Genomic DNA, 17,930 nt, shown 5'->3' on the forward strand with positions numbered 1-17,930 from the left:
ATTCTTTAGGTATTAGTGATTACTTATTTTATTTATTTGAAGGATAAGAAAAATAATTAATCTGGTCACAAAGGTAGAAAAAAACTGTGACAAGCCTAAATTATAGGCTTAATATTTTTTAAGAGAGACAAATAGACTTCTACATCCGGTCGATATTCCTCGGTGCCGGACAGTGCTTATCGGTGCCTCGATTAGTGTAATATTTAGGCGCGGATTTCGTAGATTACACGGTTTTAAGAATAAAAAATCCGTGTAATTCGCGTAATCTGCGCCTAATTTTAAATCTTTATGTAAAACCAGCCTATTATCTTTTTATTAGACTCCTTTTCATTTACTTTTAGATTCCTGCTAGCTCCAGTACTTTTTCAACAGCTGCCGGTAGTCCGTCAGTGTTTTTACCTCCTGCGGTTGCAAAGTGAGGCTGACCACCGCCACCGCCTTGAATTAGTTTGGCAGCTTCTTTCACTAAATTGCCAGCTTTCAGACCACTCGCAACCAGATTGTCGCTAAGCATGACTGTCAGCATCGGTTTTCCGTTATCTATATTTCCGGCAACGAAGAACAAGTTTTCTGTAATCTCACCACGAAGTTGGAAAGCGATATTCTTCACTACTTCTGCCGGTAGCGGAGCACAGAACTTAACCACTTTGATGCCGTGAATTTCTTGTATATTCTTCAACAGTCTTTCCTTCAGCGCTGCTTCTTTTTCTTTCATGAAGTCTTCCACCTGCTTCTTCAATCCTGCATTTTCATCCAGATATTTGCGGATTGCAATACCCAAATCAGGAGCATTGTTGAAGAGAGCCTTCAAGTCGTTAAGTGTATCTTGTATTGTATCCAGCATTTCTTCCACGCGTGCTCCAGTATAAGCTTCAATACGGCGAACGCCGGCAGCAACAGAACTTTCGGAGATGATTTTTACCATACCGATATTTCCGGTTGCAGCTACGTGTGTACCACCGCAGAACTCGATAGAAGTGCCGAACTGGATCACACGAACTCTGTCGCCATACTTTTCACCAAAAAGAGCGATAGCCCCCAACTCCTTAGCTTCCTCGATAGGAATATTGCGATATTCTTTCAATGGGATATTAGCGCGGATTCTTGCATTGACGATATGTTCAACTTTACGGATTTCTTCATCGGTCACTTTCTGGAAGTGAGAGAAGTCGAAACGTAATGAATCCGGTGTAACCAATGAACCTTTCTGTTCGATGTGTTCACCCAATACTTCACGTAAAGCAGCATCCAGCAAGTGGGTCGCCGAGTGATTAGCTGCGCAGGCAGCACGTTTGTCGGTATCTACACAAGCCATCATCGGAGCTTCCGGATGATCGGGTAACTTTTTGGTAATATGTATCGGAAGATTATTCTCTTTCTTTGTATCGACCACTTCAATCGTTTCGAACTCGCTTACCAATACACCGGTATCACCGACCTGACCACCACTTTCTGCATAGAATGGAGTATAGTCGAGTACAATCTGATACAATGTCTGGTTCTTTTGTTTGATCTGACGGTAACGAAGGATAGAAGCCTCGTATTCAGTGTAATCGTAACCAACGAATTCAGTAGTCCCTTCTTTCAGTACAATCCAGTCACCTGTTTCGATGGCGGCGGCATTACGTGCACGCTGTTTCTGTTGCTGCATTTCTTCATTGAACTCTTCAATGTTGACAGTCATTCCGTTTTCACGGAGAATCAGCTCTGTCAAGTCGAGCGGGAAACCGAATGTATCATATAAAGTAAAGGCATCTTTACCGCTGATTTCAGTTTTTCCATTGGCTTTGGTATCTTCCATTGTCTTATCCAATAGACGGATACCAGTTTCCAAAGTGCGGAGGAATGATTCTTCTTCTTCCTTGATTACTTTTTCAATCAGTGTCTTTTGTGCAACCAGCTCAGGATAAGCTTCTCCCATATTATCAATCAATACAGGAAGCAACTTATACATAAATGCCTGTTTCTGTCCGAGGAAAGTATATCCGTAACGAACAGCACGGCGAAGGATACGGCGGATCACATAACCAGCTTTCGCGTTAGAAGGCAACTGACCGTCTGTGATAGAGAATGCAATAGTACGGATATGGTCGGCAATTACACGCATGGCGATGTCCTGCTGCTTATCTTTTCCGTATTCTGTACCCGACATAGCTGCAATAGCTTTCAGCATTGGCTGGAATACGTCTGTATCGTAGTTGGATGTTTTTCCTTGTAAAGCCATACAAAGGCGTTCGAATCCCATACCGGTGTCAATAACCTTTGCAGGAAGCGGCTCAAGGCTGCCATCTGCTTTGCGGTTGTATTGCATGAATACGAGATTCCAGATTTCAATTACCTGCGGATGATCGTGGTTCACGAGGTCGCGACCGGAGATCTTGGCGCGTTCTTCAGCAGGACGGAGGTCGATATGGATTTCGGAACAAGGTCCGCAAGGTCCTGTATCACCCATTTCCCAGAAGTTGTCGTGTTTGTTACCGTTGATGATGTGATCCTTTGGCAAGAACTGTTCCCAATAAGAAGCAGCTTCGTCGTCACGGCTCAATCCTTCTTCGGGACTTCCTTCAAATACGGTTGCATAGAGATGTTCCGGATTCAGTTTCAAGACTTCTACCAGATATTCCCACGCCCAGCTGATCGCTTCTTTCTTGAAGTAATCGCCGAACGACCAGTTACCAAGCATTTCAAACATGGTGTGGTGGTACGTATCGTGTCCTACTTCTTCCAGGTCATTATGCTTTCCGCTTACACGCAAACATTTTTGCGAGTCCGCGACTCTTTGGTATTTCGCCGGATGGTTACCCAAAATAATATCTTTAAACTGGTTCATACCCGCGTTCGTAAACATCAGGGTAGGGTCATCTTTAATCACCATCGGAGCCGAGGGAACGATGTGGTGTCCTTTCGACTCAAAGAAATTCTTGAATGAATCTCTGATCTCTTTTGCAGTCAACATATAATGAAGAATTATGATTTATGAATTATGAATTATGGGCTGTGGGATATGAGAGAGGGGAAGAATCCCCAATAAATCATAAATCACAACTCATAAATTCGTAAAAACTGTGCAAAGATAGCTTGTTTTTATTACTTTTGCCGTATTAACAAGCGAAATATTTCCAAAAAGATGCGCAAAGTATACTACATCTATAATCCACAGACCCAGACTTATGATCGAATTTACCCTACCGTACGGCAGCGTGCGCTTAGTATCCTGCGTCGGCTTTTCTATGGAATGGGGTTGGGAGCAGGTTGCTTTATTGTATTGCTTTTGATTTTTGGTTCTCCGTCGGAGAAGGAATTAAGAATTGAAAACAGCCGTCTTTTGGCGCAGTACAATGTGCTTTCCCGGCGTTTGGACGACGCTATGGGGGTGCTTCAGGATATTCAGCAACGTGACGATAATCTGTATCGAGTGATTTTACAGGCAGATCCTGTTTCTCCGGCTATTCGTCAGGCAGGTTATGGCGGGACGAACCGTTACGAAGAACTGATGGATTTGGCGAATGCCAAGCTGGTGGTGAACACGACTCAAAAATTGGACGTGCTTTCCAAAAGGCTTTATATCCAGTCGAAATCTTTCGATGATGTGATTGATATGTGTAAGAACCATGATGAGATGCTGAAATGTATTCCGGCCATACAGCCTATTTCGAATAAGGATCTTCGTCAGACAGCATCCGGTTATGGTACACGTATCGATCCTATTTATGGTACGACAAAGTTCCATGCAGGCATGGACTTCTCTGCTCATCCGGGAACGGATGTATATGCTACCGGAAACGGAACAGTGGTGAAAGTGGGATGGGAAACCGGATATGGTAATACCATTGAGATAGATCATGGCTTCGGGTATCTCACTCGGTATGCTCACTTGCAGGGATTTAATACGAAAGTCGGAAAGAAAGTGGTACGTGGTGAGATTATCGGAAAAGTGGGTAGTACAGGAAAAAGTACCGGTCCGCATCTGCATTATGAAGTGCACGTGAAAGGGCAGGTAGTGAATCCGGTCAATTATTATTTCATGGATTTGAGTGCCGAAGATTATGAAAAGATGATTCAGTTGGCAGCCAATCATGGTAAAGTATTCGATTAAAATCTTAAAACAGGAGTGTTATGCTTAATACAGACAAAGAATTGAAGCTATATTATTCAATAGGGGAGGTTGCCGACATGTTCGGAGTCAATCCGTCATTGCTCCGTTTTTGGGAAAAGGAATTTCCGCAAATCTCTCCTAAGACAGCGGGAAGAGGAATACGTCAGTACCGCAAAGAAGACGTAGAAACGATCGGTCTTATCTATCATTTGGTAAAAGAAAAGGGCATGACACTTCCCGGTGCCCGGCAACGTTTGAAGGATAATAAAGAAGCTACGGTTCGTAATTATGAGATTGTAAATAAGCTGAAAGCGATAAAAGAAGAGCTTTTGGCTATTAAACGCGAATTGGATGGACGGGAATAAATAAATGCTAATCGATCATGGATTCGATAGGCAAGAAACCTCATAACAAAATGAACGGCGAACAATTTGCATGATACTGCAACTTATTCACCGTTCATCGTTTTCTTATTTACCGTTTGAAAGCTATTCTTCTACACGGCTCACCTGTTTGATATTCTGTATTTTCTTCAGATTGTTGCAGATGGTTTTTACATCATCTACATCATGTACCCACAACTGAATTTTTCCTTCAAAGATGCCATCTTCGGTTTCGATGGTCAGCTTACGGATATTTACATTGAGCTGTCTGGAGATAACTTGAGTGACTTCATTCAAAAGTCCCATATTATCTATACCTTTTATATATATATATACCAGGAAAGACAGTTCTTTGTGTGTATCCCATTCGGTCGCTAATATGCGGTTGCCATAGCTACTCTTCAATTTGGCAGCAACAGGGCATTGGCGCTTGTGAATAATGATCCGGTCGTTTTCATCCACATATCCCAATACATCGTCACCGGGAATAGGATGGCAACATTCGGCCATGATATATTTCTTCTGCAAACTTTCTTCCGTCAGTTTGAGCACCTCTTTCGGGTTGATTTTTTCTTTTTCCTGCGGTTCTTTCTCTTCCTGCTTCTCTTTGCTATTGCCGAAAGAGAAAGTCAGATATTTCTTCCAGTTACTGGTTTGCTTTTCTTTCAGTTCATTCTTGTCCGCTTCTCCCAAAACGATTGCTTTACTGCCAATGGCAGCCAGCAGTTCTTCCTCATTCTTGGCATTATGCAGTTTGCGTAGCTTTTCGATAGCAGCTTCTTCCGGACGGACTTCCTCCTTTTTCAGAAACTCACTAAGGATTTCTTCTCCTATCTTCTGGTTTGCTTTACGCTCTTTGCGGAGAATGGCTGCTATCTTGGCGCGGGCACGGGCAGTGGTTGCAAAAACTTCCCATTGCGGTTGTACGCGTTGCGATTTTGAAGTAAGGATTTCAACTTGGTCACCACTTTGCAATTTGTGGCTCAACGGCACTAATTTATGATTGACTTTGGCGCCAATACAATGGCTACCAATATCCGTGTGCAGGGAAAATGCAAAGTCGAGAGCCGTAGAGTTCTGCGGCATAGTCTTCAGTTCGCCTTTAGGAGTGAACACGAATATTTCAGAAGCAAATAAATTTAGCTTAATGGTATCCAGAAAGTCAATGGCATCCGGTTGCGGATCATCTAATATCTCCTTAATCGTTCTTAACCATTTTTCCAATTCACCTTCATCCTCGCTGCCTCCTCCTTCTTTGTATTTCCAGTGGGCTGCGAAACCTTGTTCGGCAACGTCATTCATCCGTTCACTACGAATCTGGACTTCAATCCATTGTCCGTTGTTACCCATCAGAGTGACGTGCAATGCCTGATAACCATTAGCTTTAGGATGGCTGACCCAATCGCGCAAACGGTCCGGGTGGGGTTTGTATATCTTGGAGATAGAAACGTAGATATCGAAACAGTCATTGAGCTCTTCTTCTTCATTACGTGGTTCGAAGATGATTCGAACAGCCAGTAAATCGTATATTTCTTCGAAAGGAACATGTTTGGTCTGCATCTTGTTCCAGATGGAATAGATTGATTTTACACGGGCAAGTATCCGGTATTTCAATCCCATCTTATCCAGTTGGGTACGAATCGGGGCCGTGAAGTCGTTGAAAACCTTGTCACGTTCAGCGGCAGTAGCATTCAACTTCTCTTCTATTTCCGCATATTCTTCGGGATGTTCATATTTGAAGCTTAGATTCTCAAGCTCCGTTTTTATCTTATAAAGCCCCAAGCGGTTGGCAAGTGGAGCATAGATGTAAAGCGTTTCGCCTGCAATCTTATATTGCTTGTTGGGTAACATGGAACCAAGGGTACGCATGTTGTGCAAGCGGTCTGCTATCTTGATAAGAATGACCCGGATGTCGTTCGACATGGTGAGCAGCAACTTCTTGAAGTTCTCTGCCTGTGCCGAAGCGCGGTCACCGAAGATTCCACCGGATATTTTAGTCAGTCCGTCCACAATCTGGGCGATCTTCGGACCAAAGATATTCTCGATGTCTTCCACTGTGTAATCAGTGTCCTCTACCACATCATGCAGCAAGGCTGCACATATAGAAGTGGAACCGAGACCTATTTCATTGCATACAATGCTGGCAACGGCAATCGGGTGCATAATATAAGGTTCGCCCGAACGGCGTTTGATACCTTTATGCGCCTGATTGGCAAAGTTGAAAGCCTTCGTAATGATTTCAACTTTTTTGCGATGCTTAGTATTGAGATAATCATTCAGTAGTTCGTGGAACGCCTGATTAATCATCTCTTCGTCAGCTATTTCTTTGGGGGCCAGATTATCCATAATTGTTATCCTTTCACTTGCTTAGTTCTGCAAAAATAAGCAAATTTCCGAACGATGCAAGCAGGAAGTTATTTATTTGTATATTTTCAATCGTTTTCCTGCTGCAATTTTAGTGCTAGACATTCCATTCCACCTTTGTATATCCTTAATTGTGACACCATACTTTCTGGCAATAGTGGATAAAGTGTCTCCACTTTTTATTGTATAATAGGTCAGATTTCCCTTACCGGCAACTGCTGATGTCGTTTTGCGGGTTGCAGGTGTAATATCCTTTACAGCAACGGTTTTCCGGTTGCGGAACAACTCATCGGCACGATGCGTATAAATCGTATCTTGCTTATCGATAAAAGTACTGATCGCGTCAATAGGCAGTCTTAACGTATAAGGTTTGCTGTCACCCGGAATCATTTGCTTCTTATATTGCGGATTCAGACTCTTGATCTGATCCAGAGGTACATTACAAAGGTCAGCGATTTGTTCGAAGTGCAGATTTTTGTTTACTTGCACTGTGTCAGTACTTGCCGGAATATTAGTTTCCATCGGGCAGATATTGTGATCGCAGTAGTAAGTCATCACATAGTTGGCAGCGATAAAGGCAGGCACATAGCCACGTGTTTCTTTAGGCAGATAATTGTAGATTTTCCAATAATCAGTTTCGCCATTGGCACGGCGGATTGCCTTATTGATTGTACCGGGGCCACAGTTATAAGCAGCAATTACCAGGTTCCAGTCTCCATAGATATCATACATTTCTTTGAGGTAACGTGCGGCAGCCCAAGTCGCTTTAATCGGGTCACGGCGTTCATCTACCAGGCTGTTTGATTCCAAACCATAGATCTTACCTGTACCGATCATAAATTGCCACAGACCGGAAGCACCTGCACGTGATACGGCTGATGGGTTCAACGCAGATTCGATAATCGGCAGATATCTTAGTTCCAGTGGAAGTCCGTATGCATCCAGTGCTTCTTCAAAGATCGGCATATAGAAGTTGCAGGCACTTAGCATGAAAGAAACCTGATTGCGCAAGCGTCCTGCATACATATCGATGAATTTGCGGATAATATCATTATAAGGCATTTCCATGATGGCCGGGATGCGTGACAAGCGGTCGATATAGACAGAGTCACTGAATAAAGGATTGATTTCAGCCGTACTGCAATCCTTGCCTAAATCAATATAATTTTTAGCTTTCCAGTCATTCAATAGACTGTCAAGTGGATAAGTCATACTTTTAGGCAGGTCGATGCTTTCTTTGCGTTCAGTTCCATTTTCACGAATCACTACATCTACACTTTGCGCTTTTACCTGCGACGTGGCCACTAGTAAAAGAAAAATAATCGAACAATAGTTAACTAATTTCTTCATGCTTCAATAATAAGATCAATCTAAATTGTGTTTTTTAAAATCGTAATACGCATTGCAGACCAACCGACTTGTTTTTAAAACTGTTGGAGCGGAACTGGTTGTTATTATCAATAACGGCCGGCTCTACTTTCATACTCAAGTCGGGGGTTATATCGAAGTTGGATAACTCCGCATCTACATAAGCGTCGATGATAGAGATCAGGTAAACTCCGATAAATGCAAATATACTAAGGTCCCGATAACGACGGAACATATCTTTTCTTCTTTTTAGTGTGTTTTTTAGCTGCTCCTCATTATAAGTGGAGTTCGGGGGCAACAAATCTTCGTAACTTTTCGTATTCGGATTGCTGTCCATAATGTCCAGATAGGCTTGCGAATAGTCTTTGTACATCTTACCGTTCCAACTTAAGGCGTAAGCACAACCAGCAAATCCTCCATATATAATAGGTAATTTCCAGTATTTACGGTTGTAAATCTGTCCTCCACCGGGGAATACGACTGCCAGCCACGTTGCTTTGGTCGGATTTGGGATAAATATTTTCTTGTTAATATCTTGAGCAGGTGGCGGCACAGTGTCGGTCTTTACAACAATGGAGGCAGGTTGCTCTATCTTTTTCAGCTCTTTCTTGTTGGCTGCATCCAAGCTATCCGCTATCTGTATTTTAGCAGCTGACAAACTGTCGATGGCCGGAAGTTCTTTGGATGGTATGATTTGGATAGAATCCTTCTTCACCGAGTCCTGTATTATCGGATCACGATGCCTTCGTGCACGGGCTTTCGGCGCTTCGCGCTGTATGATTGTTGTATCTTTCCGTGCCGGAGTAACAGTGGATTGTGCATACACATCAATCCCTGCCACCTGTAAAAAACAGAGAAGCAGGGCGCTGACTAGTAACTGATATTTCTTACTTTTTCTTGTCATTTACTTCTTTAGCGTATCGAAGATTTCCATGATACGTTCCAGTTCCTCCTCGTTCCCGAAAGGAATACTGATCTTGCCTTTTCCCTTTTCAGAGCAGGTGAGTTGTACCTTGGTGTTGAAAAAGCCGGAGAGTTGTTGCTTCAATAAGTTGAATTCTTCAGGAAGTTTGCCACGTTTGGGTGTTATTTTCCGTGTGCCGCTTTTCACAGCTTCTCCTTCGCTTAATGATTTAACAATTTCTTCTACTTTGCGGACTGAATATCCGTGTTCTTGTATTTCTTCGAATATTTTAACTTGTAGTTTAGGGTCGCCTAATGAAATCAGCGCACGGGCATGTCCCATGTCCAGCTGCTTGTTTTGCAGGGCCATCTGTATTGGAGCCGGCAATTTCAGTAAGCGCAGGTAGTTGGCGATCGTCGTTCGTTTCTTTCCGATACGTTCGCTAAGACGTTCCTGTGTCAGTTCGTACTGATCGAGCAGATGCTGGTAGGCAAGTGCGATTTCTACGGCATTCAGGTCTTCACGCTGGATATTTTCAATCAGCGCCATTTCCATCATGTTTTCGTCGTCGGCAGTGCGTATATAAGCAGGGATTGTTTTCAGTCCTGCTCTTTGTGATGCACGATAACGACGCTCTCCCGCGATGATCTGATACTCATCGTCCGAGAGTTTGCGTAAAGTGATAGGTTGGATGATACCGATTTCCGCAATGGAATCAGCCAGTTCCTGCAATGCTGTTTCGTCAAACTCACGGCGGGGCTGGTTGGGATTGACAGTAATCTTTGCCAGCTCTATTTCATTAATGGAAGAAGACCCTTCGGTTTTCACATCATCCATTGAGAGCAAGGCGTCGAGACCACGTCCTAATGCATTTCTTTTTTGTGTTGCCATATCTTCTTCTTTCTTTTATTTATTTCGGTTGATAATCTCTTTAGCAAGGGCCAGGTGATTTTTGGCGCCGGTAGATTCCGCATCGTAAAGGATGGTCGGGACACCGTAGCTGGGAGCCTCGCTCAATTTCACATTTCGTTGAATAACGGTGTTGAATACCAGTTCCTGGAAATGACGTTTCACTTCATCGTAAATCTGATTAGCCTGACGCAGACGAGAGTCATACATTGTCAGTAAGAAACCTTCGATTTCTAAAGCCGGATTCAGTTTCGACTTGATGATTTTGATGGTATTCAACAATTTGCTAATACCTTCAAGAGCAAAATATTCAGCTTGAACGGGGATAATCACGGAGTCGGCTGCCGTTAGGGCGTTGATCGTGATTAGTCCTAATGAAGGAGAACAGTCTATCAGAATATAGTCATATTCTTTCTTCAAAGGCGTGAGTACTTCTTTTAGTATCTTTTCTCGGTTTGGGAGGTTCAGCATTTCAATCTCTGCTCCTACGAGATTGATGTGCGAAGAGATTACTTTCAAAGAATCAATCTCCGTATCAAGGATAGCGTCCTGTACGTTGGCTCTGTCAATAATACATTCATAGATAGTGCATTCCGACTGCTTGATGTCTACTCCCAAGCCGGAAGAGGCATTAGCTTGCGGGTCGGCATCTACTACGAGTACCTTTTTTTCCAGTGTAGCAAGTGAAGCTGCGAGATTAATCGTAGTCGTTGTCTTTCCTACACCGCCTTTTTGATTGGCCAAAGCAATAATTTTTCCCATATTCTCTAAATTTATTGGCAGCGAAATAAGTGATAAATCCTTAGAGCGCCTACGAAAAAAGAGAAACTTTGCAATTTCTGTTGATAAGTCGCCTGTTTTGTTAATAACTGTCGGACGAAACGGTTACAAAACTTCAACAGGTTCATCATCTTCTTTTCTCTTTAACGAGCTTGCAAATATACATATTTATATTGGATATCTATTTCTTTTTTTGCTCGCTTGCAGAAGATTAAGATTTGTAAACGGGTAGGAGTGGGGCGGAAAGAGACTTTTCGATCTGATGTAGGGAGGTGTTTGGCGGTACGGCTTCTTTTTGTTACTTTTGTGCGAATATAAAAAAGGAAAGGATTGAAGATATGGAAAATGAAAAGCCGTTGATACTTGTTTCAAATGACGATGGCGTGATGGCTAAAGGGATTAATGAACTGGTGAAGTTTCTTCGCCCTTTGGGAGATATTGTGGTAATGGCACCTGATGCTCCGCGCTCGGGCAGTGGTTGTGCGCTGACGGTGACGCAGCCTGTTCATTACCAGTTAGTAAAGAAAGAAGTAGGTTTAACTGTTTATAAATGTTCGGGAACACCGACCGATTGTATCAAATTGGCACGGAACACAGTGCTCGACCGGACACCGGACTTGGTAGTCGGCGGTATCAATCATGGAGACAACTCTGCCACTAACGTGCATTATTCCGGCACAATGGGAGTGGTATTCGAAGGCTGTTTGAATGGAATCCCTTCTATAGGCTTCTCTTTGTGCAATCATGCACCCGATGCCGATTTTGAAGCTACCGGACCTTATATTCGCAGTATTGCCGCCATGGTACTGGAAAAAGGACTTCCTCCTTTAACCTGTCTGAACGTAAACTTCCCGGATACGACCGATATCAAAGGAATCAAAATCTGTGAACAGGCAAAAGGTCGTTGGACGAACGAATGGGCTGCCTGTCCCCGTCTGAACGATCCGAATTATTTCTGGTTGACCGGTGAATTTACCGATCACGAACTTGAAAATGAGAGGAACGATCATTGGGCTTTGGCAAATGGCTATGTTGCTATCACTCCGACCACGGTTGATGTGACAGCTTATCACTTTATGGATGAACTTAACAAATGGTTTAGTTAACTATCAACTATCATGAAGTATTATCTGATTGTCGGCGAAGCTTCCGGCGACTTGCACGCTTCTCATCTGATGGCTGCCTTAAAGGCAGAAGATCCGCAGGCTGATTTCCGGTTTTTCGGAGGTGATTTGATGGCTGCCGTCGGAGGAACGATGGTGAAGCATTATAAAGAACTGGCATACATGGGTTTTATTCCCGTGTTGCTCCATCTGCGCACTATCTTTGCAAATATGAAGCGTTGTAAAGGAGATATTGTTTCCTGGCAACCGGATGTTGTTATTCTGGTGGACTATCCGGGATTCAATCTGGATATAGCCAAGTTTGTCCATGCAAAGACACAGATCCCGGTTTATTATTATATTTCTCCGAAGATATGGGCCTGGAAAGAGTATCGCATCAAGAATATAAAACGAGATGTAGACGAACTTTTCTCCATTCTTCCTTTTGAAGTAGAGTTCTTCGAAGGAAAGCATCAATACCCCATCCACTATGTTGGAAATCCTACCGTGGATGAGGTGGTGGCTTATCAGAAAGCTCATCCGAAAAATAAGGATCAGTTTATTGCGGAGAATCAACTGGAAGAAAAACCGGTAATAGCTCTTCTTGCAGGTAGCCGGAAACAGGAAATCAAAGATAATCTACCAGATATGTTGAAGGCTGCTTCTGCTTTTCCCGATTATCAGCTTGTTCTGGCGGGTGCTCCTGCCATTGCTCCTGAATATTATAAAAAATATGTAGGAGAGTCGAAAGTGAAAATCATTTTCGATCAAACCTATCGTTTGTTGCAACACGCAGATGTGGCGTTGGTCACTTCAGGCACGGCTACTCTTGAGACGGCATTGTTCCGTGTTCCCCAAGTCGTTTGTTATTACACTCCGATAGGGAAAGTGGTTTCCTTCTTGCGGCGTCATATCTTGACCGTGAAATTTATTTCGTTGGTTAATCTGATTGCCGACCGTGAAGTGGTAAAAGAGTTGGTGGCGGATACGATGACCGTGAAGAATATGCAAAATGAATTGAAAAATATCATTGAAAATGAAGCATATAGAAATGAAATGCTTTTGGGATATGAATATGTGGCGGAACGGTTGGGACCTGCCGGTGCTCCCTGTCATGCAGCTCGTGAAATGCTGCGCTTGTTGAAAAAATAACTTTCTTTTTCTGAATAAACGTAAAGCCGATGCAGTAATTGCACGGCTTTTTTATTTATTAAGCAGAAGACTAAAAAAAGAAAGGAAAAAGATATGAAAAAATTTAAGTGGCTTTTAGGAATGTTGTTATTGGCATTAGTGCCAATGTTGCAATCATGTGATGATGATGGTTATTCTATCGGAGATTTCAGTTGGGATTGGGCGACCGTTCGGGCAACCGGTGGAGGAGGTTATTATTTGGAAGGTGATCGTTGGGGATTGATTGATCCGGTTGCTACTTCCATACCTTGGTTTAAACCGGTAGACGGTGAACGTGTAGTGGCCTTTTTCAATCCTTTGTATGACATGGAAGGAGGAAAAGGAGTTCAGGTGAAAATGGAAGGTGTACAGGAATTGTTGACAAAGGAAGTGGAAGATATGACCACAGAGGAAGAAGCGGTGGAATTCGGCAATGATCCTATCCTGATTTATCAGGGTGACATGTGGTTGGGAGGAAAATTCCTGAATGTTATTTTCCGTCAGGAGCTGCCTCGCTCGGAGAAACATCGTATCAGCCTTGTGCAAAATAAGATAGAAACGGGAGAACCATCAGAACCGGGAACATTGAATGTAGCTGAAGATGGTTACGTACATTTGGAACTGCGTTATAATACGTATGAGGATGTGACTGACTATTGGGGATGGGGACGAGTTTCTTATAATTTGGAAAAGTTCTTCCCAACGGAAAAAGATGCCGAATCAACAATGAAAGGTTTTAAAGTGACTATAAATTCAAGAGAACATGGAGAAGGAAGAGTGATCGTTCTTGATCTGGAACATCCGGTAGGTGTGCCGGAAGCTGCGAAGGATGTACACTCCACTTCTTCGATCCGATAACCTAACTATGATTTACTGTGTGTGAAAAAGGTCGGGATACTTCTATCGAAGTTCCCGACCTTTTGTATTGTGTGCAATTCTAATCGATGAGAAAAACTCCTGTTAGAACCATGTTAATGCATATAAGTAAACGACTGCTGCCGGTATGGCCATCAAAGAACTGTCAAACCGATCGAGCATCCCTCCATGTCCCGGAAGAATATTTCCCGAATCCTTTACGTGCAATTGGCGTTTTAGCAATGACTCCGTCAGGTCGCCCCATGTACCGAATATAACCACTACCAATGCCAGTCCTGCCCATTCCATCATTGACATAAATGGGAAGTAGTGAGCAAGTATAAAAGACACTCCGATTGCTACAACTCCGCCGCCGATAGAACCTTCCCATGATTTCTTGGGAGAGATGCGTTCAAAGAGTCGGTGTTTGCCTATCAGTGACCCGATGCAATAAGCACCCGTATCATTCAGCCAAAGGAAAATAAAGATGGATAACGGTAGAATCGGATTATAGCTTATGCTACTGAATTCCGATGCCGGATCATTATGGAAAGCCAATACATTCAGCAAAGCAAAAGGCAGACCGATATAAAGTTGGCTAAGCATCGAATAAGCCCAGTTAAGTACCGGGTTCTCCTTTTTCAGATACAACTCGCTAATCATCATGTAAAGCAATAAAAGCACATACGGGATGAATATTTTCGAATCGGCTGCATCAATGCAGAATCCCATGATTGCGAGGAATAAATAAGCCCCGCCGAGCATATTAATGGTCTTGTTTATCTTGACTCCTTCTGCGCGCATATTTACCAACTGTGCAAACTCATAAATAGTCAGTGCACTGATAACGGTAAACAGAATGCCAAAACTGAATGCGTCATAAAGGATGCACCCTACCAAGATGGCAACGAAGAGTACACCCGTAATAGCTCGTTTTATGAAATTGTTAATCAAAATCTATTCGTTTTAATTATTTGGACCCGTTAGCTTGTTCTTCTCCATTGGACTTACCCTCTACGGTAACTTTGCCTTCCACTGTAACCTTGTTACCTGCTGCGGCAACTTTGGTGTCAATGGGAGCTTGCTCCTCTGCAGTATTTTCAGCTTCTTCTTCTTTGATTTCTTTTTCTTCTTCTTTTAACTTTTGGGCAAGTTCCCTTTCAGCTCTTGCGGCATCCTGGCTTTCTTTAGCAGCCATGATTTCTTCCGAACGCGAAGCCCAGGGGCGTTTGCCGAAGATACGTTCAACGTCTTCCGCAAAGATTACCTCTTTGTCAATCAGTAATTGCGTCAGTTCGTTGTGACCTTCTTTGTGCTCTGACAGAATTCTCTTGGCGCGGTCATACTGCTCGTTCACCATTCTCTTGACTTCTTCGTCAATTAGTTCGGCTGTCTTTTCGCTGTATGGACGGTTGAAAGAATATTCATCGTTGTTGTAATAACATAAATTCGGCAGCTTGTCGCTCATACCTAAATAAGCAATCATACCGTATGCCTGTTTAGTCACTCTTTCCAAGTCGTTCATGGCACCAGTTGAAATGCGGCCGAGGAATAAATCTTCAGCGGCGCGTCCTCCTAAAGTAGCACACATTTCATCCAACATTTGCTCCTTAGTAGTAATCTGACGTTCTTCCGGCAGATACCAGGCAGCTCCTAATGCACGTCCGCGGGGAACGATAGTTACCTTAATCAACGGATTGGCATATTCCAATAACCAGGAGATAGAGGCGTGTCCTGCTTCATGCAAAGCGATGGAACGTCTTTCAGCTTCCGTAGTAATCTTGGTTTTCTTTTCCAGACCACCGATGATGCGGTCTACCGCATCCAGAAAGTCTTGCTTGCCTACAAATTTCTTTCCGTGGCGGGCAGCGATCAATGCAGCTTCATTGCAGACATTGGCGATATCCGCACCCGAGAATCCCGGAGTTTGGCGAGCCAGCAAGTCTACATCAACACTATCGTCTATTTTGATCGGGCGCAAATGCACACCAAATACTTCTTTACGTTCATTCAAGTCGGGCAGATCCACATGTATCTGACGGTCAAAACGTCCTGCACGGAGCAATGCTTTATCAAGTACGTCTACACGGTTAGTAGCAGCAAGGATAATTACACCGCTGTTGGAACCGAAACCGTCCATCTCTGTCAATAACTGGTTCAATGTGTTTTCGCGTTCGTCATTTCCTCCCATTGCAGGATTTTTGCCACGAGCACGTCCTACGGCATCAATCTCATCAATAAAGACGATACAAGGAGCTTTCTCTTTGGCCTGTTTAAACAAGTCGCGAACACGGGATGCACCTACACCCACAAACATTTCCACGAAGTCAGAACCTGCCAGTGAGAAGAAAGGAACATTAGCTTCACCCGCCACAGCTTTGGCAAGCAAAGTTTTACCGGTTCCCGGAGGGCCTACCAGCAATGCTCCTTTGGGTATCTTACCTCCCAAATCCGTATATTTCTGCGGTTCCTTCAAGAACTCTACAATTTCCTCTACCTCTTGTTTCGCTTCTGCCAAACCCGCTACATCCTTAAATGTAATCTTGATGGCTCCACCTTTTTCAAAAAGCTGGGCTTTTGATTTTCCTACGTTAAATACACCGCCAGGGCCACCACTGCCACCTCCGCTCATACGGCGCATGAAGAAGATCCATAACGCTACAAGCAAGACAAGCGGGAGTATCTGGATCAGGATTGCGGGAAAAATATCCGATTTGGGCGGATAGTCGGAAGAACCGTCAAAATGACCGGCTTCCTTTTCTGCCTGCAAAAACTCTTCCAGTTTATCGGTAGATGGCGTTCTACTTGTAATGATAGGGTTACGTCCCACTTTGGTAGAGTCCGCTCCAAAAACAGCCCCTACAGCAGTCGGTTTAAGAAAAGCTTCGATTGACTTATCTTCATAACCCAATACTTTGTTTACATAGCCCTTTTTTACGTAGTCCTGAAATTCACTGTAAGTTACAGCTTTACTTCCAGCTCCCTTTGAATCACTGCCCCACCAGAGGCCGAGAAGCATAAGGGCAATAATCATATACATCCAGTTCAGGTTGAACTTCGGCATATTAACCTTATTGTTAGGTTTATTGCTATTGTTATTATTGCTATTATTATTGTCCATAATCATTAATTAGTCTAGATCGGGGATTTGAGTAAGTTTGGCATCTGCCCAAAGGTGTTCAAGATTATAAAAATCTCTTGTCTCCGGTAAAAAGACGTGTACCAGTACATCGGCATAGTCCATTGCCACCCATTCAGCATTCCGGAGTCCATCGATTGCATAAGGTTTGCTATCCGCACCTTTGCGTGTAAATTCCTTGATTGAATCTACAATAGCACTCACTTGACTGGGAGAATTTCCCTGACAGATAACGAAATATTTACAGATGGTATCTTCTATGCTGGTTAAATCGGCAACGATTATCTTTTTACCTTTTTTCTCTTGAATTCCTTCTTTTATTTTTTCAATTAATACTTTAGTATCGTTCATTCCTGTAATTGAGATTAATAATTCATGTTCTCTATTTGTTTATAACAAAAAAAGGCAACCCTTTGTTTCTGATTATAAACGTGATATTTTTGACAAATATACGCTGATTTATTGGATACAAGAAAGTTATCCCTCAATTTTTGTGTTTTTTAGTGGAGATACTTTTGTTTGGAAAGCTTATTTGGACATTTTTGCAAAAAAAATATCAGAATTGTTTTGAATTCCCAAAATATTTGTATCTTTGCACCCGCAAACGGAAATTATTGGGCTATGGTGTAATGGTAACACTACAGATTCTGGTCCTGTCATTCCTGGTTCGAATCCAGGTAGCCCAACAAAACACCAGCTTTTTACTGACAAAAACCCGCTAAAAATGCAATTTTAGCGGGTTTTTTTGTGCTTTGACAAATACCATCCGAAAAAAGTTGACGCTAATTCGGTGGCTAATTCGGTGACACGAATGCACGTTGATAGTTCGAAAAACGCTAATCTTATGAAAAGCCGTGCG

14 protein-coding genes and 1 tRNA gene are annotated in these 17,930 nt (G+C 43.0%); 6 read left to right on the top strand and 9 right to left on the bottom strand.

What is annotated here, in order from left to right:
• Positions 1-337: 337 nt before the first annotated feature.
• The gene (gene alaS, locus Bovatus_RS20930) at positions 338-2,956 is read right to left on the bottom strand and encodes an alanine--tRNA ligase (RefSeq protein ID WP_004301380.1); all 2,619 of its coding nucleotides are present in this window, start codon (positions 2,954-2,956) and stop codon (positions 338-340) included.
• Between the two features lie 171 nt (positions 2,957-3,127).
• Here alaS and Bovatus_RS20935 point away from each other — a divergent pair, with 171 nt between their 5' ends.
• Together Bovatus_RS20935 and Bovatus_RS20940 are read left to right on the top strand one after the other, a co-directional pair.
• On the top strand, positions 3,128-4,096 hold the full coding sequence (locus Bovatus_RS20935) for a M23 family metallopeptidase (RefSeq protein ID WP_004305395.1): 969 nt from the start codon (positions 3,128-3,130) through the stop codon (positions 4,094-4,096).
• Between the two features lie 20 nt (positions 4,097-4,116).
• A complete protein-coding gene (locus Bovatus_RS20940; protein WP_004301384.1) occupies positions 4,117-4,461 on the top strand; it encodes a MerR family transcriptional regulator in 345 nt (114 codons plus the stop codon).
• Positions 4,462-4,584: 123 nt separating this feature from the next.
• Here the strand turns inward: Bovatus_RS20940 and Bovatus_RS20945 are convergent, their stop codons facing one another.
• From Bovatus_RS20945 to Bovatus_RS20965, 5 genes are all read right to left on the bottom strand, one after another.
• Positions 4,585-6,825, bottom strand: a complete 2,241-nt coding sequence (locus tag Bovatus_RS20945; RefSeq protein ID WP_004301386.1) for a RelA/SpoT family protein — start codon at positions 6,823-6,825, stop codon at positions 4,585-4,587.
• 72 nt (positions 6,826-6,897) lie between these two features.
• Positions 6,898-8,193, bottom strand: coding sequence for a lytic transglycosylase domain-containing protein (locus tag Bovatus_RS20950; RefSeq protein WP_004301388.1), 1,296 nt, complete (start codon positions 8,191-8,193; stop codon positions 6,898-6,900).
• A gap of 34 nt (positions 8,194-8,227) precedes the next feature.
• The gene (locus tag Bovatus_RS20955) at positions 8,228-9,115 is read right to left on the bottom strand and encodes a DUF5683 domain-containing protein (RefSeq protein ID WP_004301390.1); all 888 of its coding nucleotides are present in this window, start codon (positions 9,113-9,115) and stop codon (positions 8,228-8,230) included.
• A complete protein-coding gene (locus tag Bovatus_RS20960) occupies positions 9,116-10,006 on the bottom strand; it encodes a ParB/RepB/Spo0J family partition protein (RefSeq protein ID WP_004301392.1) in 891 nt (296 codons plus the stop codon).
• Positions 10,007-10,021: 15 nt separating this feature from the next.
• Positions 10,022-10,786 carry a ParA family protein gene (locus Bovatus_RS20965; protein ID WP_004301394.1) on the bottom strand — a complete coding sequence of 255 codons (765 nt, stop codon included), beginning with the start codon at positions 10,784-10,786 and terminating at the stop codon, positions 10,022-10,024.
• A gap of 356 nt (positions 10,787-11,142) precedes the next feature.
• Here Bovatus_RS20965 and surE point away from each other — a divergent pair, with 356 nt between their 5' ends.
• The 3 genes from surE to Bovatus_RS20980 all read left to right on the top strand — a co-directional run bounded on the left by surE (position 11,143) and on the right by Bovatus_RS20980 (position 13,935).
• Positions 11,143-11,910, top strand: coding sequence for a 5'/3'-nucleotidase SurE (gene surE / locus Bovatus_RS20970; RefSeq protein ID WP_004305393.1), 768 nt, complete (start codon positions 11,143-11,145; stop codon positions 11,908-11,910).
• 12 nt (positions 11,911-11,922) lie between these two features.
• Entirely contained in the window at positions 11,923-13,059 is a 1,137-nt protein-coding gene (gene lpxB / locus Bovatus_RS20975) for a lipid-A-disaccharide synthase (protein WP_004301397.1), read from the top strand.
• A 93-nt stretch (positions 13,060-13,152) separates the two neighbouring features.
• Positions 13,153-13,935 (top strand): NigD1/NigD2 family lipoprotein, encoded by a 783-nt coding sequence (locus tag Bovatus_RS20980; RefSeq protein ID WP_004301399.1) that lies wholly within the window; start codon positions 13,153-13,155, stop codon positions 13,933-13,935.
• A gap of 102 nt (positions 13,936-14,037) precedes the next feature.
• Here Bovatus_RS20980 and Bovatus_RS20985 read toward each other — a convergent pair whose 3' ends face one another.
• Genes Bovatus_RS20985 through rsfS form a run of 3 tightly spaced genes read right to left on the bottom strand, consistent with a single transcriptional unit; the run spans position 14,038 to position 17,422 of the window.
• Positions 14,038-14,886, bottom strand: a complete 849-nt coding sequence (locus tag Bovatus_RS20985; RefSeq protein ID WP_004301401.1) for a phosphatidate cytidylyltransferase — start codon at positions 14,884-14,886, stop codon at positions 14,038-14,040.
• A gap of 16 nt (positions 14,887-14,902) precedes the next feature.
• Entirely contained in the window at positions 14,903-17,053 is a 2,151-nt protein-coding gene (ftsH, locus tag Bovatus_RS20990; protein ID WP_044918366.1) for an ATP-dependent zinc metalloprotease FtsH, read from the bottom strand.
• Between the two features lie 9 nt (positions 17,054-17,062).
• Entirely contained in the window at positions 17,063-17,422 is a 360-nt protein-coding gene (gene rsfS / locus Bovatus_RS20995) for a ribosome silencing factor (RefSeq protein ID WP_004301405.1), read from the bottom strand.
• A gap of 264 nt (positions 17,423-17,686) precedes the next feature.
• Here rsfS and Bovatus_RS21000 point away from each other — a divergent pair.
• Positions 17,687-17,757 (top strand) — tRNA-Gln (locus tag Bovatus_RS21000).
• The last annotated feature ends 173 nt before the right edge of the window (positions 17,758-17,930 follow it).

The organism is Bacteroides ovatus (assembly GCF_001314995.1).
In the GTDB taxonomy this organism is placed as follows: Bacteria; Bacteroidota; Bacteroidia; order Bacteroidales; family Bacteroidaceae; genus Bacteroides; species Bacteroides ovatus.

What these genes read in the sequence shown, in the direction of transcription:
- Bovatus_RS20950 (WP_004301388.1), bottom strand. Translation starts at nt 8,193, where the DNA reads ATGAAGAAATTAGTTAACTATTGTTCGATTATTTTTCTTTTACTAGTG.
- Bovatus_RS20935 (WP_004305395.1), top strand. Translation starts at nt 3,128, where the DNA reads ATGCGCAAAGTATACTACATCTATAATCCACAGACCCAGACTTATGAT.
- Bovatus_RS20960 (WP_004301392.1), bottom strand. Translation starts at nt 10,006, where the DNA reads ATGGCAACACAAAAAAGAAATGCATTAGGACGTGGTCTCGACGCCTTG.
- Bovatus_RS20945 (WP_004301386.1), bottom strand. Translation starts at nt 6,825, where the DNA reads ATGGATAATCTGGCCCCCAAAGAAATAGCTGACGAAGAGATGATTAAT.
- alaS (WP_004301380.1), bottom strand. Translation starts at nt 2,956, where the DNA reads ATGTTGACTGCAAAAGAGATCAGAGATTCATTCAAGAATTTCTTTGAG.
- Bovatus_RS20965 (WP_004301394.1), bottom strand. Translation starts at nt 10,786, where the DNA reads ATGGGAAAAATTATTGCTTTGGCCAATCAAAAAGGCGGTGTAGGAAAG.
- Bovatus_RS20940 (WP_004301384.1), top strand. Translation starts at nt 4,117, where the DNA reads ATGCTTAATACAGACAAAGAATTGAAGCTATATTATTCAATAGGGGAG.
- ftsH (WP_044918366.1), bottom strand. Translation starts at nt 17,053, where the DNA reads ATGGACAATAATAATAGCAATAATAACAATAGCAATAAACCTAACAAT.
- lpxB (WP_004301397.1), top strand. Translation starts at nt 11,923, where the DNA reads ATGAAGTATTATCTGATTGTCGGCGAAGCTTCCGGCGACTTGCACGCT.
- surE (WP_004305393.1), top strand. Translation starts at nt 11,143, where the DNA reads ATGGAAAATGAAAAGCCGTTGATACTTGTTTCAAATGACGATGGCGTG.
- Bovatus_RS20980 (WP_004301399.1), top strand. Translation starts at nt 13,153, where the DNA reads ATGAAAAAATTTAAGTGGCTTTTAGGAATGTTGTTATTGGCATTAGTG.
- Bovatus_RS20955 (WP_004301390.1), bottom strand. Translation starts at nt 9,115, where the DNA reads ATGACAAGAAAAAGTAAGAAATATCAGTTACTAGTCAGCGCCCTGCTT.
- rsfS (WP_004301405.1), bottom strand. Translation starts at nt 17,422, where the DNA reads ATGAACGATACTAAAGTATTAATTGAAAAAATAAAAGAAGGAATTCAA.